Source organism: Pseudomonas sp. GM102 (assembly GCF_000282555.1).
Taxonomy (GTDB): domain Bacteria; phylum Pseudomonadota; class Gammaproteobacteria; order Pseudomonadales; family Pseudomonadaceae; genus Aquipseudomonas.
Genome location: NZ_AKJB01000102.1, coordinates 1 through 26864, shown reverse-complemented (window position 1 = coordinate 26864; position 26864 = coordinate 1). Strand labels below are relative to the sequence as shown.

The 26864-nt window shown below is 59.7% G+C and carries 23 protein-coding genes, 1 pseudogene and 1 riboswitch; of the genes and pseudogenes, 9 read left to right on the top strand and 15 right to left on the bottom strand.

What is annotated here, in order from left to right; translation table 11 throughout:
• The first annotated feature begins 180 nt into the window (after window positions 1-180).
• Window positions 181-1077: a GlxA family transcriptional regulator gene (locus PMI18_RS05890; protein WP_173667540.1), complete on the top strand. Its 897-nt coding sequence runs from the start codon at window positions 181-183 to the stop codon at window positions 1075-1077.
• An 86-nt stretch (window positions 1078-1163) separates the two neighbouring features.
• On the opposite strand, the gene zapE is transcribed toward PMI18_RS05890, so the two are convergent.
• The 3 genes from zapE to PMI18_RS05905 form a co-directional block, all read right to left on the bottom strand.
• A complete protein-coding gene (gene zapE, locus PMI18_RS05895; RefSeq protein WP_008072122.1) occupies window positions 1164-2258 on the bottom strand; it encodes a cell division protein ZapE in 1095 nt (364 codons plus the stop codon).
• A 90-nt stretch (window positions 2259-2348) separates the two neighbouring features.
• Window positions 2349-3704, bottom strand: coding sequence for a tryptophan--tRNA ligase (locus tag PMI18_RS05900; RefSeq protein WP_007905282.1), 1356 nt, complete (start codon window positions 3702-3704; stop codon window positions 2349-2351).
• A gap of 24 nt (window positions 3705-3728) precedes the next feature.
• Window positions 3729-4373: an alpha/beta hydrolase gene (locus PMI18_RS05905; protein ID WP_033036812.1), complete on the bottom strand. Its 645-nt coding sequence runs from the start codon at window positions 4371-4373 to the stop codon at window positions 3729-3731.
• Window positions 4374-4518: 145 nt separating this feature from the next.
• Between PMI18_RS05905 and PMI18_RS05910 the strand changes: the two genes are divergently transcribed.
• Window positions 4519-4953, top strand: a complete 435-nt coding sequence (locus tag PMI18_RS05910) for a YhcB family protein (RefSeq protein ID WP_007905278.1) — start codon at window positions 4519-4521, stop codon at window positions 4951-4953.
• Window positions 4954-5201: 248 nt separating this feature from the next.
• Here the strand turns inward: PMI18_RS05910 and PMI18_RS05915 are convergent, their stop codons facing one another.
• The 7 genes from PMI18_RS05915 to PMI18_RS05945 form a co-directional block, all read right to left on the bottom strand.
• Window positions 5202-5924: an OmpA family protein gene (locus tag PMI18_RS05915; protein ID WP_007905276.1), complete on the bottom strand. Its 723-nt coding sequence runs from the start codon at window positions 5922-5924 to the stop codon at window positions 5202-5204.
• Window positions 5925-6040: 116 nt separating this feature from the next.
• Window positions 6041-6682 (bottom strand): MBL fold metallo-hydrolase, encoded by a 642-nt coding sequence (locus PMI18_RS05920; RefSeq protein WP_007905270.1) that lies wholly within the window; start codon window positions 6680-6682, stop codon window positions 6041-6043.
• Window positions 6683-6767: 85 nt separating this feature from the next.
• Window positions 6768-9506 (bottom strand): LuxR C-terminal-related transcriptional regulator, encoded by a 2739-nt coding sequence (locus tag PMI18_RS05925; RefSeq protein WP_007905269.1) that lies wholly within the window; start codon window positions 9504-9506, stop codon window positions 6768-6770.
• A gap of 376 nt (window positions 9507-9882) precedes the next feature.
• Window positions 9883-11247 carry a DUF1329 domain-containing protein gene (locus tag PMI18_RS05930; RefSeq protein ID WP_007905268.1) on the bottom strand — a complete coding sequence of 455 codons (1365 nt, stop codon included), beginning with the start codon at window positions 11245-11247 and terminating at the stop codon, window positions 9883-9885.
• A 28-nt stretch (window positions 11248-11275) separates the two neighbouring features.
• Window positions 11276-13165, bottom strand: coding sequence for a DUF1302 domain-containing protein (locus PMI18_RS05935; RefSeq protein WP_007905267.1), 1890 nt, complete (start codon window positions 13163-13165; stop codon window positions 11276-11278).
• 335 nt (window positions 13166-13500) lie between these two features.
• Entirely contained in the window at window positions 13501-15183 is a 1683-nt protein-coding gene (locus PMI18_RS05940) for a fatty acid--CoA ligase (RefSeq protein WP_007905266.1), read from the bottom strand.
• 171 nt (window positions 15184-15354) lie between these two features.
• Entirely contained in the window at window positions 15355-15984 is a 630-nt protein-coding gene (locus tag PMI18_RS05945) for a LysE family translocator (protein ID WP_007905265.1), read from the bottom strand.
• 283 nt (window positions 15985-16267) lie between these two features.
• Between PMI18_RS05945 and PMI18_RS05950 the strand changes: the two genes are divergently transcribed.
• The 3 genes from PMI18_RS05950 to PMI18_RS05960 all read left to right on the top strand — a co-directional run bounded on the left by PMI18_RS05950 (window position 16268) and on the right by PMI18_RS05960 (window position 19195).
• Window positions 16268-17233, top strand: a complete 966-nt coding sequence (locus tag PMI18_RS05950; RefSeq protein ID WP_007905264.1) for a 2-hydroxyacid dehydrogenase — start codon at window positions 16268-16270, stop codon at window positions 17231-17233.
• A 33-nt stretch (window positions 17234-17266) separates the two neighbouring features.
• The gene (locus PMI18_RS05955) at window positions 17267-18265 is read left to right on the top strand and encodes a class I SAM-dependent methyltransferase (RefSeq protein WP_007905263.1); all 999 of its coding nucleotides are present in this window, start codon (window positions 17267-17269) and stop codon (window positions 18263-18265) included.
• 129 nt (window positions 18266-18394) lie between these two features.
• A riboswitch (yybP-ykoY riboswitch) is annotated at window positions 18395-18519 on the top strand.
• Window positions 18520-18610: 91 nt separating this feature from the next.
• Window positions 18611-19195 (top strand): TMEM165/GDT1 family protein, encoded by a 585-nt coding sequence (locus PMI18_RS05960; RefSeq protein WP_032830419.1) that lies wholly within the window; start codon window positions 18611-18613, stop codon window positions 19193-19195.
• Window positions 19196-19344: 149 nt separating this feature from the next.
• Here the strand turns inward: PMI18_RS05960 and PMI18_RS05965 are convergent, their stop codons facing one another.
• A complete protein-coding gene (locus tag PMI18_RS05965) occupies window positions 19345-20163 on the bottom strand; it encodes a M48 family metallopeptidase (protein ID WP_033036811.1) in 819 nt (272 codons plus the stop codon).
• A 272-nt stretch (window positions 20164-20435) separates the two neighbouring features.
• Here PMI18_RS05965 and PMI18_RS0129755 point away from each other — a divergent pair.
• Window positions 20436-22576 (top strand): annotated as a pseudogene (locus PMI18_RS0129755) (methyl-accepting chemotaxis protein).
• A 97-nt stretch (window positions 22577-22673) separates the two neighbouring features.
• On the opposite strand, the gene PMI18_RS05970 reads toward PMI18_RS0129755, so the two are convergent.
• The 3 genes from PMI18_RS05970 to PMI18_RS05980 are packed head-to-tail and all read right to left on the bottom strand — an operon-like array spanning window position 22674 to window position 23782.
• Complete coding sequence (locus tag PMI18_RS05970) at window positions 22674-23297, bottom strand: SOS response-associated peptidase (protein WP_007905246.1); 624 nt, start codon at window positions 23295-23297, stop codon at window positions 22674-22676.
• A 35-nt stretch (window positions 23298-23332) separates the two neighbouring features.
• A complete protein-coding gene (locus tag PMI18_RS05975) occupies window positions 23333-23593 on the bottom strand; it encodes a putative signal transducing protein (RefSeq protein ID WP_007905245.1) in 261 nt (86 codons plus the stop codon).
• A gap of 6 nt (window positions 23594-23599) precedes the next feature.
• Window positions 23600-23782: a CPXCG motif-containing cysteine-rich protein gene (locus PMI18_RS05980; protein ID WP_007905243.1), complete on the bottom strand. Its 183-nt coding sequence runs from the start codon at window positions 23780-23782 to the stop codon at window positions 23600-23602.
• A gap of 142 nt (window positions 23783-23924) precedes the next feature.
• Between PMI18_RS05980 and PMI18_RS05985 the strand changes: the two genes are divergently transcribed.
• Window positions 23925-25088: a 1-acyl-sn-glycerol-3-phosphate acyltransferase gene (locus PMI18_RS05985; protein WP_007905240.1), complete on the top strand. Its 1164-nt coding sequence runs from the start codon at window positions 23925-23927 to the stop codon at window positions 25086-25088.
• Between the two features lie 176 nt (window positions 25089-25264).
• On the opposite strand, the gene PMI18_RS05990 is transcribed toward PMI18_RS05985, so the two are convergent.
• The gene (locus tag PMI18_RS05990; protein WP_007905238.1) at window positions 25265-25543 is read right to left on the bottom strand and encodes a hypothetical protein; all 279 of its coding nucleotides are present in this window, start codon (window positions 25541-25543) and stop codon (window positions 25265-25267) included.
• A gap of 193 nt (window positions 25544-25736) precedes the next feature.
• On the opposite strand from PMI18_RS05990, the gene PMI18_RS0129750 reads away from it, so the two are divergent.
• Both PMI18_RS0129750 and PMI18_RS05995 read left to right on the top strand, forming a co-directional pair.
• Window positions 25737-25943, top strand: a complete 207-nt coding sequence (locus PMI18_RS0129750) for a hypothetical protein (protein WP_007939788.1) — start codon at window positions 25737-25739, stop codon at window positions 25941-25943.
• A 328-nt stretch (window positions 25944-26271) separates the two neighbouring features.
• The gene (locus PMI18_RS05995; RefSeq protein ID WP_007905234.1) at window positions 26272-26649 is read left to right on the top strand and encodes a DUF6124 family protein; all 378 of its coding nucleotides are present in this window, start codon (window positions 26272-26274) and stop codon (window positions 26647-26649) included.
• Window positions 26650-26864: the final 215 nt, after the last annotated feature.

The following is a 26864-nucleotide window of genomic DNA, read 5'->3' as shown; positions in this document are numbered from 1 at the left end:
GGACACTGGACACATCCGACAAAAAATAAGACGATCCAGCCGTCTGGTGACCACTTTCCCCTATAAGAATAAAGTTGAATTATGTCTAACCAAGTCTCCACGCCCTTGCGGCGCGTCAGCATCCTGGCTATCGACCGGGTTTTCGCTTCCACCCTCATGCAAGCCAAGGATTTCTTCCATCTGGCCAGCCTGCGCTATGGCAAACAACTGGGCCACGGCCTGACACCGGCGTTTGAAACCCGGCTGGTCAGCCCCGACGGCAAACCGGTGAACAGCTTCAGCGACGTGATCATGCCGGTGGACGGCGGCCTGGAAAACGCCGACGTCATCATCCTTCCCGCCTTCTGGGACGATTTCGACACCCTCTGCAAACGTTATCCACAGGTCCTGCCGTGGCTGCGTCAGCAGCATGCACGCGGCGCCGTGTTGTGTGGCGAGGCCACCGGCGTGTTCTGGCTGGCCGAGGCCGGGTTGCTCGATGGCAAGGAAGCGACGACCTACTGGCGTTTCTTCAACGCGTTTGCCGAGCGCTTCCCGCAGGTCCAGCTCAATCAGGACAAACACCTGACCGACGCCGACAACCTGTATTGCGCCGGCGGCACCACCTCGGCCTGCGATCTCTACATTTACTTGATCGAGCGTTTTTGCGGCGCCAACGTGGCCCAGGCCGTGGCCCGCGACATTCTTTACGAAGTGCAGCGCAGCTATGCGCCGGGGAGGATCGGTTTCGGCGGGCAGAAACTGCACCAGGACGTGATCATCCTGCAGATCCAGCACTGGCTCGAAGAACACTTCGCCGATAAATTCCGCTTCGAAGACGTGGCCCGCGAACACGGCATGAGCATCCGCAACTTCATGCGTCGCTTCCAGACCGCCACCGGTGACAAACCGCTGCATTACCTGCAACGGCTGCGCATTGAAACGGCCAAGGGTTTGTTGTCCGGCAGCCGCAAGAGCATCAAAACCATCAGCTATGAAGTCGGTTACGACGATGCGAGTTTCTTCGCCCGACTGTTCCGCCAGCACACCGAGTTGTCGCCGAACCAGTATCGGCAGCAGTTTCAGCAAGCGGCTTAAGGCCTGAACCCAAATTCAATGTGGGTTCTTCGGCGCGCACTAAAAAGGGCCTGCATTGCAGGCCCTTTTTTATTTTCCGAACCGTCCTACGGCTTATGCGCCCGGGACAGGAACTCGTGTGACTGCATTTCCAGCAAACGGCTAAGCGTGCGCTGGAACTCGAAGTTCAGGCGACCGCCGGTGTAGAGGTCTTTGAGCTCGACTTCAGCGGAAATGATCAGCTTCACGTTACGGTCGTAGAACTCGTCGACCATGTTGATGAAGCGTCGGGCGATGTCGTCGGTGGTGACGCTCATCTGCTCGACATCGCTGAGCAACACGGCGTGGAAGATTTTACCCAGTTCGATGTAATCGTTCTGGCTGCGCGGGCCGTCGCAGAGTTCGCGGAAGTCGAACCAGGCCACGTCATCGCAAGTGCGCACGGCACGAATTTCACGGTTCTCGATCACCAGTACGTCGTTCTCGATGGCTGCCGTGCATTCCGGCGTCAGAGCCCGGAAGCTCTTGCGCAGGCTTTCCTGGGCGGCTTCATCCAGCGGAAAGTGGAACAGTTCCGCTTGCTCGAGGTGACGCAGACGGTAATCGACGCCGCTGTCGACGTTGACGATCTCGGTGTTCTGCTTGATCAGCGCAATGGCCGGCAGGAAACGCGCACGCTGCAGGCCGTCCTTGTACAGGCCGTCGGGCACGATGTTCGACGTCGCGACCAGGGTCACGCCGTTCTTGAACAACTCTTCCATCAACGTGCCAAGAATCATCGCGTCGGTGATGTCGGAGACGAAGAACTCATCGAAACAAATAACTCGCGACTCGTCGGAGAAGCGCTTGGCGATGATGGTCAGCGGGTTTTTCTCACCGCCCAGGGTCTTCATCTCTTCATGCACGCGCTTCATGAAGCGGTGGAAGTGAGTGCGAGTCTTTTCCTTGAACGGCAGCGCTTCGAAGAAGGTGTCGACCAGGTAAGTCTTGCCGCGACCCACGCCGCCCCAGAAGTACAAGCCCTTGACCGGCACCTGGTCTTTCTTGCCAAACAGTTTGCCGAGCAGGCCCGGTTTGTTCTGCGAGGCCGCGACCAGATCGTCGTACAGGCGCTGCAAATGGCGCACGGCTGTTTCCTGCGCAGCGTCATGAAAGAATTCCGGGCGTTTCAGATCAGCTTGATATCGTTCTAGGGGCGTCATAATTCGTTAGCAAGGCAACAAAAACGGGCCGTCACTGTAGCGACGGCCCGTGGGAATGGCAATCGGCCCTTGGTCGGACCGAGCCGTTGATTATTCCTGAACCGGTGTCAGGGCAACGCGCAAAGCACCGATGGCAGCATCGCGAGCAGCGCTGTCGGCGAAGGCCGGACTGTCGGCCACGCACTCGCCCTCCAACCAGACGCTGAAGCTCAGGTCTTCACTGCGCACGTCCAAGGCTTGACCGGATTGCAGTTGCTTGGTCACTTGCCCTGCGGTTTTACCGTCAGCGAAGTTGCGCGACAGCAACAGTTGCTCGCCATCGGCCGCCAGCAGACGGAAGCGGAAACTGCCATCGTCTTCACGGAAGCTGACGAAGCGCGCGGCTTTCGCAGCTTTCTTCTTGGTGGTCGCTGCGACTTGGGTCTGAGCAACGAAAGAACGCAGGCCGACCGCTTCACGCAGTTCGTGGAGGAACGGCGTCGCCACCGAGCGGGCCTTTTTGGCGCCGATCTGCAGCATGTCTTCCAGATCCGCCGGGCGTTCGATCAACTGGTGATAACGCTCGCGGGATTCGCCCAGTTCGCTGTCGAGCAACTGGAACAGACGATTCTTCGCCTCGCCCCAACCCAGGCCCTGGAGCAATTCGCTGCGGAATTCGTCGGATTGTGCCGGCGTAGCGAAGGCCTGGAACAAGGTGAACAGGTGCGAGTTATCCGGATCCTTGGCTTCACCCGGGGCACGGGAGTCGGTGACAATCCGCGAAATCGCGTCTTTCATCTCTTTGGCGCTGCTGAACAACGGAATGGTGTTGTCGTAGCTCTTCGACATCTTGCGACCGTCGAGGCCCGGCAAGGTGGCGACACTTTCCTCGATCAGCGCTTCGGGCATGGTGAAGAACTCTTTGCCTTGGCCGAACAAGTGATTGAAGCGCTGGCCGATGTCCCGGGCCATTTCCACGTGCTGGATCTGGTCACGGCCGACCGGCACCTTGTGGGCGTTGAACATCAGAATGTCCGCAGCCATCAACACCGGGTAGCTGTACAAGCCCATGGTGATGCCCGCGTCCGGGTCTTCGCCGGTCTCGACGTTCTTGTCCACCGAGGCCTTGTAGGCATGGGCGCGGTTGAGCAGGCCCTTCGCGGCCACGCAGGTCAGCAGCCAGGTCAGTTCAGGGATTTCCGGGATGTCGGACTGGCGATAGAACGTCACGCGGTCCACGTCCAGGCCACCGGCCAGCCAGGTCGCGGCGATTTCCAGACGCGAGCGCTGGATGCGCAGCGGGTCATCGCATTTGATCAGGGCGTGGTAGTCGGCCAGGAAGTAGAACGAATCGGCATTGCTGTCACGGCTGGCGACGATCGCCGGGCGGATGGCGCCGGCGTAGTTGCCCAGGTGCGGCGTGCCGGTGGTGGTAATACCGGTGAGAATACGGGTACGAGTCGTCATGGGTAATCGCTTGTCAGACTGCAATCAATTCGAAAGACGCGGCAGGATCAGATCCTTGAGATCGGTCAGCTTGCCATGAAAAAAGTGTCCGCATTCTGCCACTTTCAGCAGCTCATGGGGGCGATCGAGTGCGTCGGACCAGTCGTAAACGAGCTGCGGATCGATGACTTCGTCGGTTTCCGGCTGGATCAGGGTCAATGCACCTTGCTGCGGCAGTTGATCCTGATCGCCCAAGCGCATGACGGCGGGCGCGACCATGAACAAATGCTTGAGTTGCTCGCCCTTGGCTTCCAGGCGTCCGCCGAGACTTGCTGCAACAAATCCGCCGAAGGAGAAACCGAACAGGGTCAGGGGCAAGTCAGGATGTTTGGCCCGCAGCCATTCGGCCACCGCCTGGGCATCGTCGACTTCGCCAGTGCCCATGTCGTGCGCGCCAGCACTGGCGCCGACGCCACGGTAGTTGAACCGCAAGGTAATAAAACCGGCGTCGCGCGCGGTGCGCTGCAAGGTCGAGACGACTTTGTTGAGCATGGTGCCACCCTGCACCGGGTTCGGGTGGCAGATCAGCGCCAGACCGCGGGGTTGCTCGTTATCCGGCCCCTCACTATTCAAGTACAGGGCTTCCAGTTGGCCGACCGGGCCATCAATCACTACAGGGGTTTCGCGCATAAGCAAGGAAGGAACTCCGTGACCTCGAATCGGGTCGACTCGTCTAGCCAATTGTCTGTGCCAATTCTATTGCGAGTGAATCGCGGTATACAGCGCAGGTTCGAGCCGTTAACGTAAAGCAAAGCCGTTTATAGAGGAAGGACTCGTGGAACACTCGCTCTTAGTTTGGTTGTTGCCGACTCTTGCCCTGGTTGTGGGTGTCGCCATTGGATTCCTGATCGCTCGCCTGGTGCCGAATGCCGCGCCTAGCAGCACGCAACGTCAGCTGGATGACATTCAGGAACGTTTTGACAGTTATCAGAACGAAGTGGTCACCCACTTCAACAGCACTGCAAACCTGGTCAAGAAACTGACTGCGAGCTATCAGGAAGTGCAGGATCATCTCGCCGAGGGCGCCAACCGTCTGGCCCTGGACGAGCAGACTCGCCAACGCTTGCTGGCTGCCTTGCACGCCGACGCGGCGCAGGCTCCACGGGAACGCCTGACGCCACCGCGCGATCAGGAACCGCCTCGCGACTACGCCCCCAAAGCCCCAAACGCGCCGGGGATGCTTGATGAGCATTACGGCCTGAAGAAGTAATCAGGTTTCGCACGACACAAAAAGCCCTCGGACAAGCGATTGTTCGAGGGCTTTTTTGTTTCTGATTTGATGGTCTGTACCGACCCCATCGCGAGCAGGCTCGCTCCCACATTCGACCGAGTTGTAGGATCGGTACACGGTCAACTGTGGGAACGAGCCTGCTCGCGATGGGGCCAGAGCCAACAAAAAGCCCGCCCGATCTGCTGAGGATCGGGCGGGCTTTTTTACAACCGGATTCAGTCAGACACTTAAGGGTACTGCTGAACCTGGCCCTGTTGCTGATATTCCTGACCAGGAATCGCCTTCAGGTTGACCTCGACGCGACGGTTCTGCGCCCGGCCATTCACGTCACCATTGCTGGCAATCGGGTTATCCGGCCCGGCACCACGCGCCGACAGATTGGCGCCGCTGACACCCTGGGAGGTCAGGTAAGTCGCCACACTTTGGGCACGACGCTGGGACAGGTCCATGTTGTGCTGACGGCTGCCGGTGCTGTCGGTGTAGCCGACGATCTCGATCTGGTTCTGGTTGAACTCCTTGAGCGAGCCCGCCAGGCTGTTCAGCGGCTGGTAGAAGCTCGACGCGATGTTCGCCGAATCGGTGGCGAAGGTGATGTTGCCCGGCATGATCAGCTTGATCTGATCGCCCTGACGCTGCACTTCAACCCCAGTGTTGGCCATGCTGGCCCGCAGCTTTTTCTCTTGCTGGTCGGCGTAGTAACCGTAACCGGCGGCAGAAGCCCCCACCACGGCGGCGCCAATCAGCGCGCCCTTGCCACGGTTATCGTGCCCGATGGCAGCACCGGCCAGTGCACCGGCCAAGGCGCCGAGGCCACCGTATTTGGCGGTTTTGCTCATGCCCGTGGAGCCGCCATCAGCCTGACCCTGGTTGTCATAAGGGTTCTGCGATGCGCAACCGGACAACAAAGCCACAGCAGTAGCGACAATAATCAAACGACGCGAGGTGAACATGGAGAGCTCCTACTTTTTTGCATTCTGTGGTGCAGCGGACTTAAGCAATGAACCTTTGCGGGCGTTTGATCATGGCCAACGCCAAAAATTCCGTCGTGCCTTTCACAACTGCATCTTCAGGCTCGTACAAAGGGGTTACCGCGCATTTCATCGCCCAGACACGTGTCTGGACCATGACCAGTCACCACCGTCGCCTCTTCGTCGAGGGTATACAACCGCTGCTTGATCGACCGCACGAGAGTCGCCTGATCGCCTCCCCATAAATCCGTGCGCCCTACCCCTCGCTTGAAAAGCGTGTCACCGGCAATCAGCAGCTTAGCCTCTGAAAACCAAAAGCTCATGGAACCTGGTGTATGACCCGGCGTGTGCAACGCCACGCCACACCCGCAAGCCAGTTCTTCATCGTCGGCCAACCAGCGATCCGGCGATGGCACGGGGGTGTAAGGCACACCGAACATCTGGCACTGCATCTCCAGGTTATCCCAGAGGAATTGATCTTCTTTATGCAGATGCAGTGTCGCGCCGGTTTTCTCCTTCAGCTGCCCGGAAGCCAGGAAATGATCCAGGTGCGCGTGGGTGTGAATGATGCTGACCACTTTCAGGCCCAAGGCATCCAGGCGAGCGAGGATCAGTTCGTGGTTGCCGCCCGGGTCGACGACGATGGCCTTCTTGGTGATCGGGTCGCCAATGATTGTGCAGTTGCACTGCAACGGGCCGACGGGGAAGGTTTCGCGGATGAGGGTGGGTTGCTGGGACATCGGGGCACGCTCGGGAAACAGGAATAGCCAATTTTGGCACAGAATTGCCCTGATCCATTTACCCCATGTACATCGTAAGAATGCGTTACCCCAACACCCCCAGCTCCTTCGCCCGCGCCACCGCCTGCGTGCGCCGTTCAACCCCCAACTTACTGTTGATATGGCTGGCATGGGTTTTCACCGTGTGCAGCGAAATGAACAACTGATTGCTGATTTCCTGGTTCGAACACCCTTGGGCAATCAGTCGCAGAACGGCCAGTTCACGCGTACTGAGTTGTTCGGCAGCAGGCGATGACTCCAGGACCGGGCGGGAGGCCATGGCCGGAAGTTTTTCCGAGAGACTCTGAGAAACGGCCGTCGGCGCAAAGAGTTGAAATTGCCCGCGCAGCCAGTCCGGATGTTCGGTCAACAATGGGTCAAACGGTTGCAGGACGCCACCGGAGGCCGCTTCCAAAGCTTGGGCCAACGCTTTGCGGGCCTCGGATTCGCGCCCGCCCGCCAGCAACAGGATGATTTTCTGACTGAGCGCCATCACGCTGAGCATCTGCCGGCCGCTGTGCTGACCGTGCTCATGCAACGCGTTCAAGCGCCCTTCGGCAAGCATGGACTGGCCTTTCATCATGTCCAGCACCGCCTGTTGCAGTTCAATGTGCAACGGCAGTTGTGGATGGAACTCCGGCGGCGCTGCCGGTTTTTCTCCGTTGTAAGTCTGACCCAGTCGCGCGAGCCAGGCTTCGGCCAGATCGGTGCGGCCCTGGGCCAGCCAGAGTTCGCATTTGACCAGGGTGATCATCGCCAGGTAGTAAATCGGTGGGACATCCCAGATGTGCATCAGGCGCTCGGCCTCGGAGAGTTCGGCGAAGGCTTTGGCGAACTCGCCGCTGCTGCCCTCCAGACGGGCGATCACGCAGTGGCCGATCAGTACACTGATGTCGCGACAGGCCCGCGCTTCGCCCAAACCCGCGAGCAAACGTGCCCGCGCAGCCTGGGGTTGCAAGCGCAGCGCCAGCAAAAAACCCTCATATAAGGTCAACCGTGCGCGCACCGCATACAGCCGTTGCGGCGATAAGCCTTGCAGGCGTTGCAGCCCTTGGCGGACCTCATCCAGCGAGCGAAGAATCTCCCCACGCGCTTGCAGTACTCGGGCGCGGTCGTAATGGGCCAGTGCCTCGAACAGCGGATTGCCGACCCGTTGTGCCAGTTCAAGGGACTCACGATTCAGTCCCCGGGCACGCCAGAGGTCGCTGTCGGCAATGGCCAGGTTAGACAATGTCGAGAGGCACATCAGGCGCTGCCCATAGCGTTTGGCCGGCAGGCTCTCCAGCGCTTCGGTGCAATAGAGCAACGTCAGCTCGCGATTGCCTCGCCCCCGGGCAATGATGCCGCTCAGGGCCAGCCACTGCGCCAGCATGGATTTTTGCGCAGTGGCCGACGGAGCCGGCAGGAAGCGGCTCAAGTGGCTGGCCAGTTCCTCTGCAGCGTCCAGTTGGCAGGCCAGCCCCAACGCCCAGCTGTAGAGCACGATCAGCCGTGGCGTGCTGATCAGCAGGCTGTCGGGCAAGTCCATTTTCCAGCGCAACAGCATGCCGACGTTCTGCTCGGCCAGCAGTTGTTCTTCAGAGAGGTTTTGTACCAGATTCGCTGCAACGTCCAGATGCCCGGCACGCAACGCCTGCTCTACCGCCTCATCGAGCAACCCTTGGGCATTGAACCAGCGGCAGGCACGCAGATGCAGGCTGGCCGTCGGCACCATCGCCTGGGCGGTGGGCCGGCTGCGCAGCAGGTCGGAAAACAGGTGGTGATAGCGATACCAGTGACCGTGTTCGTCCAGCGGCACCAGAAACACCTGATGCGCCAGCAGGAAACGCAGGATCTCGGCACTGTCATGGGCTTCGCGCACCGCGTCGCATAACTCGCTGCAAAAGCGCTCTTGAGGCGCGGTCTCGTACAGGAATGACTGCACCTCGGCGGGCAGGCAATCGATCACTTCTTCGAGCAGGTAATCGCGAATCAGCCCTTCCCCACCGTACAGCGATTGGGGCAATGCGCCCTCGCTGCCCGCCTCGGAGGCCGCCAGCAGCCAGAAACGCAGCCCGGCCACCCAGCCTTCGCTGCGCTGGATCAAACTCTCCAGCGCCTCGCCACGCAATGAAATGCTGTGTCGATCAAGCAGGCTCAGGGCTTCATCGTGGGTCAGTCGAAGATCCTGCTCATGCAATTCGAGCAGTTGTCGCGACAGGCGCAGGCGTGCCAAATGCCAGTCGGGACGTTGCCGACTGGTGACCATGACCAGCAGGCCATCGGGTAAATGATTGAGAAAAAATTGCAGGCAACGATCAAGCACCGGGCCTTGGGCCAGATGATAGTCATCAAGCACCAGCAACAGCGGCGTACCGGGTGAAAGGTGCACAGCCAGTTCATCGAGCAAACCGTCCAGCCATTCTTCGAAGGCGAACGGTTGATGACGTTGGCGCATTTTCAACAGCCCCAGCGCCTGCCTGCCCAGTTGCGGAAAATACTCCTGAAGACCTTCAAGCAGGCGCTCAAGAAAACGACCGGGATCGCTGTCCCGAGGACTCAACCCTAGCCACAGGCTTTGCCAGTGACCCGGCAACCCCTGGCAAAACTCCACCGCCAATGAACTCTTGCCGAACCCCGCCGGTGCGCTGACCAGCAATAGCCTGCCACCGAGGCCGACGCTCAGGCGCTCGCACAAACGCGGCCGCAGCACATGGCCGTCGGGCAGCGGAGGCCGGAAAAAGCGTCCGTCCAATGCGGCGACGGCAACGCTTGCAGGGCCCGGAAGTGGGGACAGATCAGTCATGGCCGGCTCTTGTTTGAAAGGCTGATGGCGGCGTTACAGATGTCCGCAGCCTAGCGGTAAACGAAGAGCTATTGAAGGTTATTGCTACAAATGGCTACAAAAAGACTACGAACAGAAGTGTCGGTAAACCGGACAGCCCCACCGGCCTCGTAGCAGCTGCCGAGCCTGCGAGGCTGCGTTCGGCTGCGAAGCAGTCGTCAAACCAGAACCTGCGGTGCATCAGGCAGACCGCGTCAGCGTGATTCACGACTGCTGCGCAGCCGAACGCAGCCTCGCAAGCTCGGCAGCTGCTACAACGATATTCAGGAACTTCCAAAAAAACGCCCCGAACCAGTCGGGGCGTTTTTTCGAGGATGCGGCCTCGGTTTACACCGTATTAGCGAACGCCTTCCTGACGCAAAGCTGCCGGCGTGAAGTCTGCGGTGCTGGCAGTGAAGCCGAAGTTATATGCCGACTTCTCTTCGTTCTTCATGCCCAGGGCCAGGTAACGGCCCGATTGCAGGTCGTACAAGGTTTCGAGGGCGTACCACGGCACTTGCTTGTCGTAGTAGTTCTCGGAGTGAGCCTCGGCGACACGCCACAGTTGCCCGCGACCGTCGTAGTGGTCGACCACAGCCGCCTGCCAGGTGTCTTCGTCGATGTAGAAATCACGTTTGGCGTAGATGTGACGCTGACCTTCCTTCAGGGTCGCGACCACATGCCAGACCCGACGCAGTTCATAGCGAGCCAGGTCCTGGTTGATGTGACCGGCCTTGATGATGTCGGCGTACTTCAGTTGTGGCGAATCGAGCTTGTAGCTGTCGGAGGCGATGTACATCTCTTTCTTGCCTTCGAGCTTCCAGTCATAGCGATCCGGCGCACCGTTGTACATGTCCAGGTTGTCGGAGGTACGCAGGCCATCGGCAGCGGTACCCGGCCCGTCATAGGACACTTGCGGCGCACGACGTACACGGCGTTGCCCGGCGTTGTAGACCCACGCCGAACGCGGCTCCTTAACCTGGTCGAGGGTTTCGTGCACCAGCAGCACACCACCGGCCAGACGCGCCGGCGCGGTCACTTTCTGCTTGAAGTAGAACAGGATGTTGCCCGGATTTTTCGGGTCGTAATCCTTCATCTTGTCGCGGAACACAAACTGGTCTTCGAAGTACACCAGGCTGAACGAGCCGTTCGGCTGCGGCGTGGCCTGGGTTATCAGACGGGTCACACTGCCGCCGCGATAACGGGTGATGTGGTTCCAGATGACTTCAACGCCACTTTTCGGAATCGGGAACGGGATCGCGGTTTCGAAGTTTTCCAGACCGTTGCCGCCGGACACCAGGTTAGTGTTGGTGGCGTTCTTCTTGATCGAGGCAAACACCTCATCCGGCACGGTGGCACCGCGATGAGACGGGTAGACCGGCATCTTGAAGGTCTCCGGGTAACGCTTGAACATTGCGTACTGGCCCGGCGCGAGCTTGTCCTTGTACTGGTCGACGTTCTGCGCAGTGATGGTGAACTGCGGTTTTTCACTCGCGAACGGATCAGACAGAAAACCCTTGCTGTCCACGCTACCGGCGTTTTTAGGCATGGGTTTCCAGGCCGGGATCGAACCGTCGGCGTTACCCGCCATCTCGGCGCCCATCGGGGTCAGGCTCTTGCCCAGCTTGTCCGCTTCGGCCGCAGGAACCGCCGCCATGACACCGGTTGCCAGCAGCGACAGCCCCAGAACGCCAACGTGAAACAGACTCTTTGTTATTTTCATAAATGTGTTCGTCCTGAAAATACAGTGCTTAGAAGTTCACGCCGAAGCTGAGCGCAACGAAGTCGCGATCATCCACGGTGGTGTACTTGCCGTCGAAGAAGTTGGTGTACGCCAGGCTCGCGGTGTAGGTGTTCTGGTATTCGGCGTCGACACCCAGGCTCACCGCTTTACGACCTTCCTCGAAGTTACCGCCAGGGCCAGGCGAGTAACCGCTCACGTCATGGGACCAGGCCACGTTCGGCTTGAGGTTCACACCGGCGAATACGTCGTTGTATTCCCAGATGGCGCGACCGCGATAACCCCACGACATCGACGTGGTAAAGCCCTCGTCATCGCAGTTGCGGCTGCGGTTATTGGTAGCCGCACCTGCGCCGGCACCGTTGATGGTACTGGTGTTGAGGATCGCCGAGCAGGTGTTGAGGCCGCCGGTAGCCGGCAGTTCACCAGGCCCGTAGACCGGGTCACGGCCGTAACGGATCTCCGAGCTGCTTTCCAGGCCACCGACGTGAGTCACACCCACTTCGCCCACCAGGGTCAGACGGCTGGCGCCCATGACCTGATCGAAGAAGTGCGTCAGGGTGGTCTGGAACTGGGTGATTTCCTTGCGGCGATAGCCGTGCAAGTCCTGACCCGGCACGCCAGGGAGCAGCGAAGCATTGGTCAGGGCCCCACCCAATGGGCGTACGCCGGCAAACAGGATGTCGGTGGAGTTGAGCTGCACCGGCGCGTTCGGACGGTAGCTGAGTTCACCGCTCCACGCAGTGCCGGTAGGCAGGGTCGTGGAGAAGCTCAAGCCGTAGAGGCGGATGTCTTCCGGATACTCGACGAAGTAGTTCGAGTTACCCGCGACCACCAAGGGTGCCAAAGCCCGAAGCGCCCCCGGCAAAGCCGCTGCCCGGGCGTAGGCCGCCGCTGGAGCACCGGTGGCGCTGAAGATCGGCGCACGACTGTGATAATTCATGAAATAGGCACCGAACTCGGTGTCCAGCGGCTCGAACATGTATTTGAGGGACGCGCCCCACTGGCCGCTGTCCCGCGCATCGCGATCCGGCCCACGGCGCACCAGCACACCTTCATCGTTTACGTCGACGCCCAGCCTGGTCAATGTAGGCAGGGCGGCGGCCGGAATGGTCGAGCGCTTGTTCAGCACGCGCAGGTTGTTGTCGCAACCGTCGGCAATGATGTCTGGCTGGGAGAAAAAGGTGCCGCAGTTATCGACAACCGTCTGGTCCCATTCCAGCTGATAGAAGGCTTCGGCCGACAGATTGTCGGTGAGGCTCTGGGACACGTAGAACATGTTGACCGGGATCAGACCTTCCTTGACCTCGGCGCCGGGACGACGGAATGCGGACACGTCGATCGGGTTGATCGAGTTGATGCCACCGCCGATGAAAGTACTTTCACCCCAGCTTACAACCTGCTTGCCCAGACGCACGGAACCCGGCTGATCGGCGATGGCGTAGTTGTGGTAGACGAAGGCGTCGAGAATCTGGCCGCCGGAGGACTTGGCCCCCTCCTTGCGGTTGCTGTCGCTGATGTCTTTGAACTCGCGGCTTTCATCCTTGAGCTCGAAGTCGTACCAGTATTTGCCCCGGACGAAGACGCCGGTGTCGCCGTATTTCAATTCAAGGTCATGGATGCCCTTGAAGATCTTCGAGAAGGTTTCGCCGCTCTTGAAGTTGTTGTGACCGTCATCGGACGTCTGGGACAGGCCGTGGCCCCCGTTATTGACGCCGATGAGGTTCTTGTTCGGGCTCTGAGTAGACCAACTGGCTCCGATCGACAGGGATGAGTCAAATTGACCTTCGATCTCACCGACGTTGAAACTGACGCCGAATGCAGGCCCGGCGAGCGAAGAGGCAAGACTGACCGCCAAGGGCAGTTTCGCCCGGCGCCAGAACTGGTTTACTGATGTCATCGACGCTACTCCATGTGCATTATTGTTATGGCTGAGTACTTTTAAAAACGTTGTGGGTGACCGGAAGCCAAGCGGTTCCGAAGTCACTCCAAAGTTGCATCGCCCCGTTTTGTGCGTGAGCTCCGTTCTTAAAAATCCTTGAGCGGACTATAGCCAGCAGGTAGTAGTGCTTGATCCCTCTAAAGTGTGATTTGCAGCTGCCGGCCACTCTGGAACAGTCCTTTCGCCAGTCCGACACATGTCGGCCCGGCAAGGATGGCTGAAAATTCGGATTTCACAAGTCAAGCGCTTGCTTGGTGGGTCTGGCGCGCCGTTTTCGGCGCGCCAGCAGACGCTTAAAGCGTCGAGAGGAAGGTACTGTTGTTAGCCTGCCATTCGGTGATGTCGACGCGGATGCGCTTCTTGTCGAGTTTGCCGACACTGGTCTTGGGAATTTCAGTAACAATAGCGATCTGGCTTGGGATAGCCCACTTGCTCAGGTGCCCCTGTTCAACGAATGGCTTGAGGTGCTCCTTGAGTTCCTTGGCCCCGATCTCATGCCCTTCCCTGACCACCAACAGCGCAAACGGACGCTCGCCCCACTGCGGATCGGCGATGCCCACCACTGCTACTTCGCGTACCGCAGGGTGGCGGCTGATCAGGTCTTCCAGGTCCAGGGAGGAGATCCATTCGCCGCCAGTCTTGATCACGTCCTTGATCCGGTCGCGAATGTCGATCACGCCCATACTGTCCAGCGTCGCCACGTCGCCGGTGTGCAGCCAGCCCCCGGCCCAGAGCTCGGCGCCTTTGTGCGGCTCGTTGAAATAGCCCTCGGTGAGCCACGGCGCGCGCAGCACCAGTTCGCCCTGGGTCTCGCCATCGGCAGGCAGGAAGTTGCCGTCGGTGTCGACGATCGCCGCCTCGACCAACGGCCCCGGCACACCGGCCTTGATCCGGTAGGTGGTGCGTTCGTCTTCGGTGCCGGCCATCAGCTCATCGTTGAGGTGCGCGCACGATACCAATGGGCCGGTTTCCGACATGCCGTAAGCGGCGGTCAACTGAACGCCCTTGGCTTTGGCCGCTTCATACAGCGCACGGTTGAGCGCACTGCCACCGATGACGATTTTCCAGCCACCGAAATCGGTGTTTTGCGCCGCTTTGGCATTGAGGACCATTTGCAGAATGGTCGGCACGCAATGGGAAAAGGTCACCTTCTCCTTGCGCCACAGTTCCACCAGATACTCGGGGTCGTAACGGCCGGGGTAGACCTGCTTGAGCCCGAGCATGGTTGCTACATACGGCAAGCCCCAGGCATGCACATGGAACATCGGGGTGATCGGCATGTACACGTCGTTGGTGCCCAGCAGGCGCACGCTGTCGATGGAACCCATGATGGTCGACACGCCCATGGTGTGCAGCACCAGTTGGCGATGGGTGAAATACACGCCTTTGGGGTTACCGGTGGTGCCGGTGGTGTAGAACGTGGTGGCGACCGAGTTTTCGTCGAAGTCTTTAAAGTCGTACTGCGGGCTCGCGGCGGCCAGCAATTGCTCGTACTCGCCAATCAGGTTCGGCAGGTCGGCGGTTTTTTCCGGCAAGTCGGTCAGCAGCAGTGTTTTCTCCACGGTAGTCAGGTGCCCGGCAATCGCCTTGTACAACCCGACGAACTCGCTGTTGACCAGCACGAAGCGGTCCTCGGCGTGGTTCATGGTGTAGAGAATCTGTTCCGGCGACAGGCGCACGTTGATGGTGTGGATCACCGCGCCGATCATCGGGATGGCAAACATGCATTCCAGGTAGCGATGGCTGTCCCAGTCCATCACTGCCACCGTATCCCCGGCCTTCACGCCGGCGGCCGTCAGCACGTTGGCCAGCCGCGCGACCCGTTCGATCAGGGTCGGATAGCTATAGCGCAATTGATCGCGGTAGATGATCTCGCGGGTTTTTTCGTAACGGGCACCGGACATCAGCAGCCGTTTAATCAACAGCGGATACTGGTAAGCGCCCTCGGCTGGGGGGATAACGCGAGTCTGCAACATAAGAGTCCCTTTTCTGACTGCACGGTCTTGGTTTCTAAAGCTAAGCACTCTAGGGCCCTTGAACGCCAGCCAAATCAGCCAAAGGGATGATTTGCACAACCGTATAAATGCTAGCTTTACGCCAGCATTTGCAGGGATTCGTTATCTATATCGGATGCGTAGTTGGCAGAATCAGTGCATCTCGGTGAACGCGAGTTTCACACCGATGGCGATCAACACCGCGCCCATGGTCCGGTCGAACCAGTGGCCCATGCGGGCGAAGCCGGCGCGCACGCGTTGCTGGCTGAACAGCATCGCCACCAGGCAGAACCAGACTGCCGTCGCCGCGGCCAGATAAATCCCGTAACCGGCCTGTACTGCCAAGGGTGTGTGCGGGTTGATCACCACGGTGAACAGCGACAGGAAAAACAGCGTGGCTTTCGGGTTCAGGCCATTGGTCACGAAGCCCGAGGTGAAAGCGCCCCGCGCGGTGCGTTCACCGGCTTCCTGATGCAGGTCGTCAGCCGCAGGTGGAGCCGGTTGCGCGCGCAGGGCCTTGAAGCCGATGTACAGCAGGTACGCGGCAGCGGCCCATTTCAAGGCATTGAACAGCACGATCGACTGAGACACGATCAGCCCGATACCCAGCAGCGAATAACCGACGTGCAGAAAAATCGCCGAGCCGACGCCCAGCGCCGTCCAGGTCCCGGCACGGCGACCGTGCGTCACGCTCTCACGCACCACCACGGCAAAGTCCGGGCCGGGGCTGGCGACGGCCAGCAGGTGAATAAGGGCAACGGTCAAGAATTCTGTCCAGTACATGAGGACTCCCTTTGGGCAGGCTGATCAATTGAAATTTCCAGGGTGGACGTCACACCCTATGGCATCTGTGAAACCTGTGGCCACCGCCAACCGTAATGCAATTGTAGGAGCGAGGCTTGCCCGCGAAGAACGAAAACGCGGTGCATCAGATACACCGCAGTGCTTGCTTCGCGGGCAAGCCTCGCTCCTACAGCGAACGCAGCCTTCGGCAGCATGCCCCATTATTTCATCTGGTAGGCTCGGCAGATTACGCCTTCAGTTCAATGCACAAAAGGTACAGTTGATGACGAACTCTCGCCGCGCCGTTTTCCTCGACCATCCGTCCCTGGACCTCGGCGATCTCGACCTCAGCCCGCTACGCGAGTGCTTCAGCGACTTGCAGCTGTTTGCGCAAACCACGCCTGATCAGGTGGTCGAACGCCTCAAGGGCGCCACTGTCGCCATCAGCAACAAAATCCTGATCGATGCGGCGGCCATGGCTGCCAGCCCCGAGTTGAAGCTGATCCTGATCACCGCCACCGGCACCAACAACGTCGACCTCCCCGCCGCCCGCACTCACGGGATTACTGTCTGTAACTGCCAGGGTTACGGTACGCCGTCGGTGGCTCAGCACACGATCATGTTGTTGCTGAATCTGGCGACGCGCCTGGCCGACTATCAAAAAGCCGTCGCCGAAGGTCGCTGGCAACAGGCAAAACAGTTCTGCCTGCTGGACTATCCGATCGTCGAACTCGAAGGCAAAACCCTCGGTCTGCTTGGCCACGGGGAACTGGGCAGTGCCGTGGCGCGGTTGGCCGAGGCGTTCGGCATGCGCGTGTTGCTGGGGCAGATTCCGGGGCGCCCGGCCCGACCGGATCGTTTGCCGCTGGATGAGCTGCTGCCGCAAATCGACGCCCTGACCCTGCACTGCCCGCTCAACGAACACACTCGCCACTTTATCGGCGCCCGCGAACTGGCCTCGATGAAAGCCGGTGCGTTCGTGGTCAACACCGCGCGCGGTGGCTTGATTGACGAGCAAGCATTGGCCGATGCCCTGCGTAACGGTCATCTGGGCGGCGCGGCCACCGACGTGTTGAGCGTCGAACCACCCACTGCAGGCAATCCGCTGCTGGCCCAGGATATTCCACGGCTGATCGTCACCCCGCACAACGCCTGGGGCAGTCGCGAGGCGCGGCAGCGAATCGTTGCCCAGTTGACCGAAAACGCCCAAGGCTACTTCAGCGGTCAAGCGCTGCGAGTCGTCAGTTGATAAACTGCGGCACTTTTTTTCCAGGAGCAGAGTATGGATCCGCGCAGTGAAGTACTGCTTCGTCAGGCCGAGTTATTCCAGGGCTCGGTGTTGCTGGCCGGTTTGCCTGCCGATGATTTGCTGGGCCGCTTGCCCGATGCCCACGGTTGGTGCTGGCACGCTGGCGATCAAGCGGCGCTGGACGCCCGTTTCGCCGAGCGCAGCCATTTCGGCGTGAATGCGCCGGAGCGAGAGTTCGACAGCGCCGTGGTGTTTCTGCCCAAGTCCAAAGACCTGACCGACTACATCCTCAACGCCCTCGCCTCTCGTTTGGCCGGCCGTGAGTTGTACCTGGTGGGCGAAAAGCGCAGCGGCATCGAAGGCGCGGCCAAGCAACTGAACCCCTTCGGCAAACCCCGCAAGCTCGACAGCGCACGGCATTGCCAACTTTGGCTGGTCACCGTGGCCAATGCACCAGAAGCCAAGTCGCTGGAAAGCCTGGCCCAGGAATATGAACTGCCATTGGCCGAAGGCCCATTGAAAGTCATCAGCCTGCCGGGCGTGTTCAGCCACGGTCGACTGGATCGCGGCAGTGCCCTGCTGCTGGAACATCTGGACAAACTGCCGAGCGGCCACTTGCTGGATTTCGGTTGCGGCGCGGGCGTGTTGGGTGCGGCGGTCAAGCGGCGTTATCCACATAACCAGGTCACCCTACTCGATGTGGACGCGTTTGCCGCGGCCAGCAGCCGCCTGACTTTGGCCGCCAACGGCCTGGACGCGGAGGTACTGACCGGTGACGGCATCGATGCCGCCCCCATGGGTTTGAGCGCGATCCTGAGCAACCCACCGTTCCATGTCGGCGTACACACCGACTACTTCGCCACAGAGAACTTGCTGCGAAAAGCGGCTAAACATCTGAAAAACGGCGGCGAACTTCGACTGGTAGCGAACAGCTTCCTGAAGTATCAACCACTGATCGAAGAGCACTTGGGCGTGTGTGCGATCAAGGCTGAAGGACAGGGTTTCCGAATCTACCGGGCCAAGCGCGGCTGAAGCGCAAATCTGACATGTAGGAGCCAGGCTTGCCGGCGAAGGCGTCCTCAAGAGAGCCTTCGCCGGCAAGCCTGGCTCCTACGAAAAGCGCCATTGGGGCTTGCCCAATCGGATTTGCCTAGGCAGAATCCGCTCCGTCCTAGGGGAGTAGTCTCCCACGAGCGCCATGCTCGTCCGGCATACGTCAACATACTTGGTCCTCAGACCATGGCGTATGCGACCCAAGCGTCCGCATCAGACGGATCGCAGGGTTTGACAAGACCTATGACACGAACACCTTACCCGGGGCGGGAAGGTTGTACGTGTCATAGCCGTGTCGACCCGCCCCTTAGGAAAACCCTGATGATGTTGGACTCTCTACTCGTTCCCACCGCAATCGTTGCCTTGGCCGAAATCGGCGACAAGACGCAACTGCTCGCGCTCATTCTCGCTGCCCGCTTTCGCAAACCCTGGCCGATCATCGCCGGCATCGTCGCCGCGACCCTGGCCAACCATGCGGCAGCCGGCGCGGTAGGCGCCTGGTTCGGCAGTTTCTTCTCGAATGCGACGTTGCACTGGATCCTCGCCGCGAGCTTTACCGCCACGGCCCTGTGGACGCTGGTGCCGGACAAGATGGACGAAGATGAAGCCAGCACCGCCCGCAAATTCGGGCCGTTCCTGACCACGCTGATTGCGTTCTTCCTCGCGGAAATGGGTGACAAGACCCAAGTCGCAACTGTGATGCTCGCTGCACAATACCCGGACCTGTGGCTGGTGATCATCGGCACCACCGCCGGGATGTTGATTGCCAACGTGCCGGTGGTATTGGCAGGTAACTTTGCGGCAGACAAACTGCCCTTGACCCTGATCCGTCGCCTGGCGGCATCGGCGTTCCTGATCCTGGCGATTGTTGCGGTGTACAAGGCGATGCAGAGCAGTGGGTGGGTTTGACGCGGTAGGTCGTTAGACCGCGTTATCGTTCTTCGCGGGGAAGCCTCGCTCCTACAGGTTTTCGGTCGATTACATAATGTGTGTACGACCCAAAACCTGTAGGAGCGAGGCTTGCCCGCGAAGGCGTCAGCAGCCTCACCCAATGACTATCAGGATTTCGATGCTTTCTCGTACAACGGCATCACCTTCGGAATCGCCGCCTGCAAGGCAGCAATCCGACTGGCCGACGCCGGGTGAGTGCTCAAGAACTCTGGCGGCGCGCCATTCGAGGCTTTGCTCATCTTGTTCCACAGGGTAATCGCCGCGTTCGGGTTGTACCCCGCACGGGCAGCCAATTCGAGGCCGATCAAGTCTGCCTCGTTTTCATTGCCACGACTGTTGGGCAAGGTCATGCCGTATTTCGCCACGGTGTCCGCCAGAGCCAGCCCCCCCTCGCCCAGGCCGAACAACGCGCCAGCACCCTGCTTGGCCATTTCGATACCGTAGGCCTTGGACATCGCTTCGCGACCGTGCTCGCGCAAGGCGTGAGCGATTTCATGGCCGATGATGGCGGCGATTTCGTCGTCGGTGAGTTGCAAGGTGTCGATCAGCCCGGTGTAGAAAAAGATCTTGCCGCCAGGCCCGCAAGAGGCATTCAGCTCGTCGCTCTTGATCAGGTTCACTTCCCATTGCCACTGGGCCGAATCCGGACGAAACACCGGCGCCTGGGCAATCAGCCGCCTGGAGATTGCCTGCACGCGCTTGGCATCGTTACTGGTTTGGTCCAGCACGCCTTTGCTGCTCGCCTCCCCGACGGTCTTTTGATAAGACTGGGCGTACATCTGATTGACCTCAGAGGTCGATAACATGCTGAACATGTATTGCTTGCGCTCAACGCCCACGGCCCCACCGCTGGTGGTATTGACCGACTGACAACCGGCGAGCAGCAGACCTGCGCTCAGTGCACACAAAACCAATGTCTTATTCATCAAGAAGCTCCCTGGAAACATGCGCGTATCCTAGGTGGGGATTTGTATCGGCGCCAGATACAACGGACGTGTAGCACGTACATTTCAGACAAAGCCCTTATCACCGTAGGAAAAAATTCACATACCAGCGCCCCCACGGCCGATCACGGTCCGCAATGATTCATTTACGACATCCAACACTCCAAAACAGCCAATTCGTGACACCTCGTTCATGACCCTCCGCCAGCCTGCCGATACAGCACCGCAGACGTCCTCTTGCGTGCGGAGCACCCATGAAATTCAAGTCGATCCAGTTTTCCGTTGCCGCCCTGGCCGGCGCCATCGTGCTCAGCGTCGTTGCAGCCCTGGTGCTGTATGCGCTGTTTTCCGGCGCCCGGACCCAAGACATGGTCCAGCAACGGACCCAGGCGCAGTTCGAGCAAGTCATCGAACAACGCCTGACGTCGCTGGCGCAAACCCAGGTCAGCCAGATCCAGCGCGAACTCGAAGCACCGCTGCTTATCGCCGGTGGCCTGGTGCGGGTGAACGCGTTGATCGGTACACCGGGCGCCGACGGCCAGCCGCAACTGAGCCTGAGCCGTGAGCAACTGATCAGCCTGATCAAGGAAAACGTCGCCCGCAACCCGAAAATTCTCGGCACCTACATCGGCTGGGAAAAAAACGCACTCGACCACAACGATGCGGCCTACCTCGACACTCCAGTAGTCGGCATCGATGCCAGCAACGGGCGTTTCCTGCCGTGGTGGTTCCGCAACGAAGACGGCAGCCTGGGCCTGGACAAACTGGTGGACGTCGACGACCAGAAAACCCTGTCCACCGGCGTGCGTGCCAGCGAGTACTACCTGTGCTCCAAGGAAACCAAAAAATCCTGCGTGATCGATCCGGCGCCCTACAAGTCGGCGACAAGATCGTCATGCTCGCCTCTTTCATTGAACCGATCATGCTCAACGGCGCATTCCAGGGCATCGTCGGCGCCGACCTGTCGGTGAACTTCATCCAGGAAATGCTCCTGGGGGCGAATCAGAAACTGTACAGCGGCGCCGGTGAAATGGTCCTGATCGGCAGTAACGGCCGGATCGTCGCCTACACCAAAGACCCGAGCAAATTCGGCGAAAAGGTCAGCGACATTCTCGACAGCAAACAGATTGCCAACATGGCCAATCTCAAGCGCGGCGAAGTGACTTACACCGTCGACAAGGCCCAGGGCCGGATCGAGTTGTACCTGCCCTTCGGCATCGGCCAGACCGACGCCCGCTGGACCTTGATGCTGCAACTGCCACTGAACGCGGTGATGGCCGATCTGCAAAAACTTCAGGGCGATCTGGACGCACAGCGCAAATCCGACACCTTTGGCATGGCCATGGTCGGCCTGTTGATTGCCGGTATCGGTTTGTTGGTGATCTGGCTGGTGGGCCACGGCATTGCCCGCCCACTCAAGCAAATGGTGGCGATGCTCGACGATATCGCCCAGGGAGAAGGCGACCTGACTCGTCGCCTGACCAGTGACCGCGCCGACGAATTGGGCTCGATCGCCAAAGGCTTTAACACCTTCCTCGCCAAGTTGCAGGCGATGATCACGCAAGTGGTGACGTCGGTGCAGAGCGTCAGTGATTCCTCGGAACACACCGCCGACATCGCCATCCGCACCAACATCGGTGTGCACAAACAAATGGCCGAGATCGATCAGGTCGCGACCGCCGTGCATGAAATGACCGCCACCGCCCAGGACGTGGCACGCAACGCGACCCAGGCCGCGCAAGCCGCCAGCCATGCGGATCAGGCAGCGGCGCAAGGCATGCAAATCGTCCGGGATACGTCGAATTCAATTGGCGTTTTGGCGATGGAAATCGGTAAAGCCGTCGGTGTGGTGCAGACCCTGGCCAAGGACAGCGAAAACATCAACGCGATCCTGACGGCCATTCGCGGCATTGCCGAGCAGACCAACCTGCTGGCCTTGAACGCGGCCATCGAAGCCGCCCGCGCCGGTGAGCAGGGTCGTGGGTTTGCAGTAGTAGCCGATGAGGTGCGCAACCTGGCGCAGAAAACCCAGAAGGCCACTGAAGAAATCCAAACCATGATCCAGCATTTGCAGCAAGGCACACGCGATGTGGTGCGGGTCATGGAAGACAGCCAGAACCGCACCGACGAAAGTGTGCAGCACGCGGCGAAAGCGGCCCAGGCGCTGGAAACCATTACCCAGGCGGTGTCGGTGATCAACGACATGAACACCCAGATCGCCAGCGCCGCCGAGGAACAGAGCGCGGTGGCGGACGACATCAACCGTAACGTGATCAACATCGGGCAAGTGGCCAATGAAGTGGCCGGCGGAGCGGATGAATCGAGCGCGGCCAGTGCGGATTTGACCAAGTTGGCGGAACAGCAGCGGCGGTTGATCAATCAGTTCAAGGTTTGATCAAAGGGCCTTTTCGCGGGCAAGCCTCGCTCCTACAGGGAATCACCTACCCGTAGGTGCGAGGCTTGCCCGCGAAGGCGTCAGCACAGACAACTCATCAACCCGGGGTCAAACACTCCGGCCCATTGAGCTTCGGATCATTCACCAGGTTCGCCAGCACCCGCTCACGCAACGCCGCAGGTTCGCTGGCCAGCAACGCCTGCAAGGCATGCAACGGGGTGTCGGGGTTGAGCCAGGCTTCCTGCCCCTCCGCATCGAGAATCAACGGTCGACGCTGACTCGAGGCCGGCTGGGTGATCACCGCCGTACTCAACCACACCTGCTCCTGCACCGGATACGCCTCCCAGATCGCCGCTAAGAACAGCGTCGAGCCCTCCCCCGGGGTCAGCCAGTACGGACGTTTGCGCGTAGTGCCGCGCCATTCATAGAAACCATTGGCCGGCAGCAGGCAACGACGCAGGCGCAAGGCTTCGCGAAACATCGGCTGTTCTGCAACGGTTTCGGCGCGGGCATGGGCCGGGGTGCGGGACAGGTCGGTCAGCCACGGCGGCGTCAGGCCCCAACGGGCGCGGGCCAACTCACGTTGCCCGTCTGCGCCGGCACGCAGCATCAACACCGAATCGTTGGGGGAGATATTCCACTGGGCCTGCTGATCGGCGGGGAATCCGGGCAGGGCCGCGAAGGCGGGGTTCCAGCGAAACAGGGCATAACGTCCACACATGGGGCAATACGACTCTTGATCAAACGAACGTCAGCCTAACAGACCAGCGTGCCGGGAAAACTCTCCGGTTCATCGCCGGACAGCGGCAGCGCGGCATTGTACGCGGTGATCAGCTCCCGGGCGTATTCGGCCTGATCGTTATCGACCGACAAGCCCAGCAGGCCGAACATCGGCAATTCCCCGGTGCCGCCGATCAGATGGCGGCCTACGAGATGCGCCTCGATACCCTCGCTGGCGAGCATGCTTTGAAGCAGCTCGCCTTCCATCAGGTTTTCCGGTTCGTAGATGCGCTGCATAGACCCTCACTCGTTTTCGCTGTGAACTTCGAGCAACCATTCATGACCGTCAGTCTGCAAGACAAAAGTAATGGGACGGCAACACACAGGACAATCTTCGATATAGGTCTGATCGCCACCGGACAAATCCAGAACCGCCTCGGATTCTTCACCGCAATACGGGCATTCATAGCGCTCTGTTTCCAGCATCGCGGTCTCCCAAGTGACTTGTGCGTATAATCGCCGGTCTATTTGCAGGGCTATTTTCGTCTGGCTAACTTTTCAGACCGTGCCCCGTTGGATTTCGATCAAAACCTTTACTTACCCTAGCCGTTTCTAACAAGAGAGCATGATGGGCGAATTCGATGCCATCCGACCTTACGACGACAGCGAAGTCCCAGCGGTGCTGGCACGGCTGCTCGGCGACAAGGCGTTTCTAGATATCCTCACCCACTTCCGCTTCCCGCGTTATGCCGGTGCCTTCGGCTGGATGCTCAAACCTCTTATAGCTCATCGACTGCGCCGTGAGTTCGCCGACGTCAACTCGGTGGCCACCTTGCAGGACAAAGTCGAGTTTTACGTCGACCACACCATCGAGCGCGCCACGGACGGTGTGACGTACACCGGCGTGGAGCAATTCAAGTCCGGCAGCGCCTACCTGTTCATCGCCAACCACCGCGACATCGTGATGGACCCGGCCTTCGTCAACTACGCCGTGTACCACGCCGGCCTGCCGACCCCGCGCATTGCCATTGGCGACAACTTGCTGCAAAAGCCGTTTGTCAGCGATTTGATGCGCCTGAACAAGAGCTTCATCGTGCACCGCTCGATCACCGGTCGCCGGGAAAAAATGGCGGCGTATCAGCTGTTGTCGGCGTACATCAACCACTCGATCCGCAACGATTGCGCCTCAATCTGGATCGCCCAGGCTGAAGGTCGGGCCAAGGACGGCGACGACCGCACCGAGTCGGCAATCCTCAAGATGTTCCATATGAGCCGCAAGGACGAGCCGTTCGGCGAAGTCATCCGCTCTCTGAACCTCACTCCGGTGTCGATCAGCTACGAATACGACCCGTGCGACCAGGCCAAGGCCCGCGAGCTGTACATCCGCGCCACCACCGGCAGCTACACCAAGGTGCCGGGCGAGGATGACGTGAGCATCGCCAAAGGCATCACCGGTTACAAAGGCCGGGTCCACGTGAACTTCGCCGCGCCGATCACCGAACTGTTCGAAGACACCAAGCAATTGGCGATCGAAATGGACAAGCAGATTCTTGGTGGTTACCGGTTGTTCCCGGTGCACTACCTGGCCTATGCGCAGTGGAAAGACGCCGACCCGCACCTACAGGTGCCGAAAGCGGCCGAGGTGTTTGCGGCGGACGAACTGGCCAAGGCCCAGGAAGAATGGCAGCGCCGGCTGGAAGCTTGCCCAGAGGAGCATCGTCCGTTTCTGGTGCTGCAATATGCGACGCCGGTGCGTAATCAGTATCGGGTCAAGGCCGGGTTGCCGCTTTAAGCAATTTTGGCTGAATACGACAACGGCGCCCTGTGGCGAGGGGGCTTTCCCCCGTTGGGCTGGGAAGCAGACCCATTTCAGGTTCATGTACGGGGATGGGAGTGCTGCGCACTCCAACGGGGGCAAGCCCCCTCGCCACAGCAAGCTCCCTCGCCACAGGGTCTTGTGTCAGATTTTCAGACGCGAGTACTGATCCACGACACCAGCAACGCCATCCCGAGGCAGGCGAAACCAAAGCGGTAGAAAAAACGGTTCATGCGCAGGGTCGCCCAATCCAGTGTTGGCTCTTCACTGGGACGACTTTGGCGCTGCGCCTCGATACTGGCCATGGCGCGCTGTTCGCGGCGACGGGTGGCGTGCAGCAACCAGCCGCCCGGGAAGGCGAACAGCAAGGCCAGCAAATTGATCAATTTGGCGGGATGAGCAGTAAGAAGCGAAATCAATTGCAGCGACATCACAAACCTCAGGCAAACCGGTGTAGCAGACGCCGGACCGACGACCACGGCGCGGATTCTACCGAAACTGCCCCAACCTGCCCCGGCTTTCCGACAAATAACGAAACCATTTAGCCGATTGCTGTCCTGTGTCATGGCACCGTCATCTGAATCCGCCAGTCTGTCGCCCCTCGAAACCGACACGGACTCCGTCATGCTCCACGCCGAAAACCAGGACCGCCTCTACCTCATTGCCCAAAGCGACGAACAACAAACCTTAGTCGGCAGCCTCGCCTTCAACGTTCAGGACCGGCATTGGCTGGTGTATTGCGCGCTGGGTGGGCATCAACATGCGGATTTGCCGGAAACGGATTTGCTGACGGGGGTGAGCGTGCTGGATTTTTATTCGGAGGCGGCTTGAGCGTCCTACAAACGCAGTGATTGAAACGGAAGATTCCGACAGGTTTTGAAGGTTGTCGCTCGGAAATGGGGTGGATAGGCTTTGGGGGTCGCTGCACATCAGCGACCGGGCGTCGCAGTCCGTTCAGTTCAGCTCATTTGGTGCATAATCGCCGGCCCAAACCGGAGCGCTTCGGTGCTAGTCGTTTGGTTTAATGGTGGCTGTGCGCGGGATACCTTCGGGTATGCCGGGTTTCCGAATGGCTCGGTCTGCGACCCCGCGTACAGCTGCCTCCTTCAATCGCGTCGCAGCGATCGTGGCAGCTAAACCTTTCATTCGGAGCGTCACCATGTTCAAAGCCACACCCAATCCTCCAGAAACCGAGAACGTTTCGCCCTACGAATCCAACGATTCAAAAAAATTCCACGATGCCGCCAACCGCGCACTCGATCACTACCTCAACCCATCCGCCCTCAAATCCCCCGTGGCCCGCAAGCCGAGCACGATGTACATGGTTGCGCCGGATATCAAAGACGAAGACCTGTTGGCCCACACCTGTGAATCGTTGGCCCAGGCCAGTGTGATGGCGGGTGATTTTGCGGGCTATCTGGAAGGGCCGCACCGGCACACGACGATGGCGATTCAACAGATCGTCATGCTGGCAGAACTGGCGGTGAACCGGATGCTGGATAACGTTGCCATACCAAAACCTGCACCACAGAGTTAATCCCCCTGTAGGAGCGAGGCTTGCCCGCGAAGACGGCCTGATATTCAACATTGATGTCGCCTGACACGCCGCCATCGCGAGCAGGCTCGCTCCCACAATTTAACCGTGTACATCTGCAAGAGATTGGTTGGCTGTCAGGCCCCCTTCGCGGGCAAGCCTCGCTCCTACAAAAAGCCATCGGCGTACACCCGCCTTTCACCACTCAACAGGCCGAG

What these genes read in the sequence shown, in the direction of transcription:
- PMI18_RS05995 (WP_007905234.1), top strand. Translation starts at nt 26,272, where the DNA reads ATGTTCAAAGCCACACCCAATCCTCCAGAAACCGAGAACGTTTCGCCC.
- PMI18_RS05965 (WP_033036811.1), bottom strand. Translation starts at nt 20,163, where the DNA reads ATGAATAAGACATTGGTTTTGTGTGCACTGAGCGCAGGTCTGCTGCTC.
- zapE (WP_008072122.1), bottom strand. Translation starts at nt 2,258, where the DNA reads ATGACGCCCCTAGAACGATATCAAGCTGATCTGAAACGCCCGGAATTC.
- PMI18_RS05960 (WP_032830419.1), top strand. Translation starts at nt 18,611, where the DNA reads ATGTTGGACTCTCTACTCGTTCCCACCGCAATCGTTGCCTTGGCCGAA.
- PMI18_RS0129750 (WP_007939788.1), top strand. Translation starts at nt 25,737, where the DNA reads ATGCTCCACGCCGAAAACCAGGACCGCCTCTACCTCATTGCCCAAAGC.
- PMI18_RS05915 (WP_007905276.1), bottom strand. Translation starts at nt 5,924, where the DNA reads ATGTTCACCTCGCGTCGTTTGATTATTGTCGCTACTGCTGTGGCTTTG.
- PMI18_RS05940 (WP_007905266.1), bottom strand. Translation starts at nt 15,183, where the DNA reads ATGTTGCAGACTCGCGTTATCCCCCCAGCCGAGGGCGCTTACCAGTAT.
- PMI18_RS05925 (WP_007905269.1), bottom strand. Translation starts at nt 9,506, where the DNA reads ATGACTGATCTGTCCCCACTTCCGGGCCCTGCAAGCGTTGCCGTCGCC.
- PMI18_RS05990 (WP_007905238.1), bottom strand. Translation starts at nt 25,543, where the DNA reads ATGTCGCTGCAATTGATTTCGCTTCTTACTGCTCATCCCGCCAAATTG.
- PMI18_RS05935 (WP_007905267.1), bottom strand. Translation starts at nt 13,165, where the DNA reads ATGACATCAGTAAACCAGTTCTGGCGCCGGGCGAAACTGCCCTTGGCG.
- PMI18_RS05980 (WP_007905243.1), bottom strand. Translation starts at nt 23,782, where the DNA reads ATGCTGGAAACAGAGCGCTATGAATGCCCGTATTGCGGTGAAGAATCC.
- PMI18_RS05955 (WP_007905263.1), top strand. Translation starts at nt 17,267, where the DNA reads ATGGATCCGCGCAGTGAAGTACTGCTTCGTCAGGCCGAGTTATTCCAG.
- PMI18_RS05985 (WP_007905240.1), top strand. Translation starts at nt 23,925, where the DNA reads ATGGGCGAATTCGATGCCATCCGACCTTACGACGACAGCGAAGTCCCA.
- PMI18_RS05920 (WP_007905270.1), bottom strand. Translation starts at nt 6,682, where the DNA reads ATGTCCCAGCAACCCACCCTCATCCGCGAAACCTTCCCCGTCGGCCCG.
- PMI18_RS05950 (WP_007905264.1), top strand. Translation starts at nt 16,268, where the DNA reads ATGACGAACTCTCGCCGCGCCGTTTTCCTCGACCATCCGTCCCTGGAC.
- PMI18_RS05975 (WP_007905245.1), bottom strand. Translation starts at nt 23,593, where the DNA reads ATGCAGCGCATCTACGAACCGGAAAACCTGATGGAAGGCGAGCTGCTT.
- PMI18_RS05945 (WP_007905265.1), bottom strand. Translation starts at nt 15,984, where the DNA reads ATGTACTGGACAGAATTCTTGACCGTTGCCCTTATTCACCTGCTGGCC.
- PMI18_RS05930 (WP_007905268.1), bottom strand. Translation starts at nt 11,247, where the DNA reads ATGAAAATAACAAAGAGTCTGTTTCACGTTGGCGTTCTGGGGCTGTCG.
- PMI18_RS05900 (WP_007905282.1), bottom strand. Translation starts at nt 3,704, where the DNA reads ATGACGACTCGTACCCGTATTCTCACCGGTATTACCACCACCGGCACG.
- PMI18_RS05905 (WP_033036812.1), bottom strand. Translation starts at nt 4,373, where the DNA reads ATGCGCGAAACCCCTGTAGTGATTGATGGCCCGGTCGGCCAACTGGAA.
- PMI18_RS05970 (WP_007905246.1), bottom strand. Translation starts at nt 23,297, where the DNA reads ATGTGTGGACGTTATGCCCTGTTTCGCTGGAACCCCGCCTTCGCGGCC.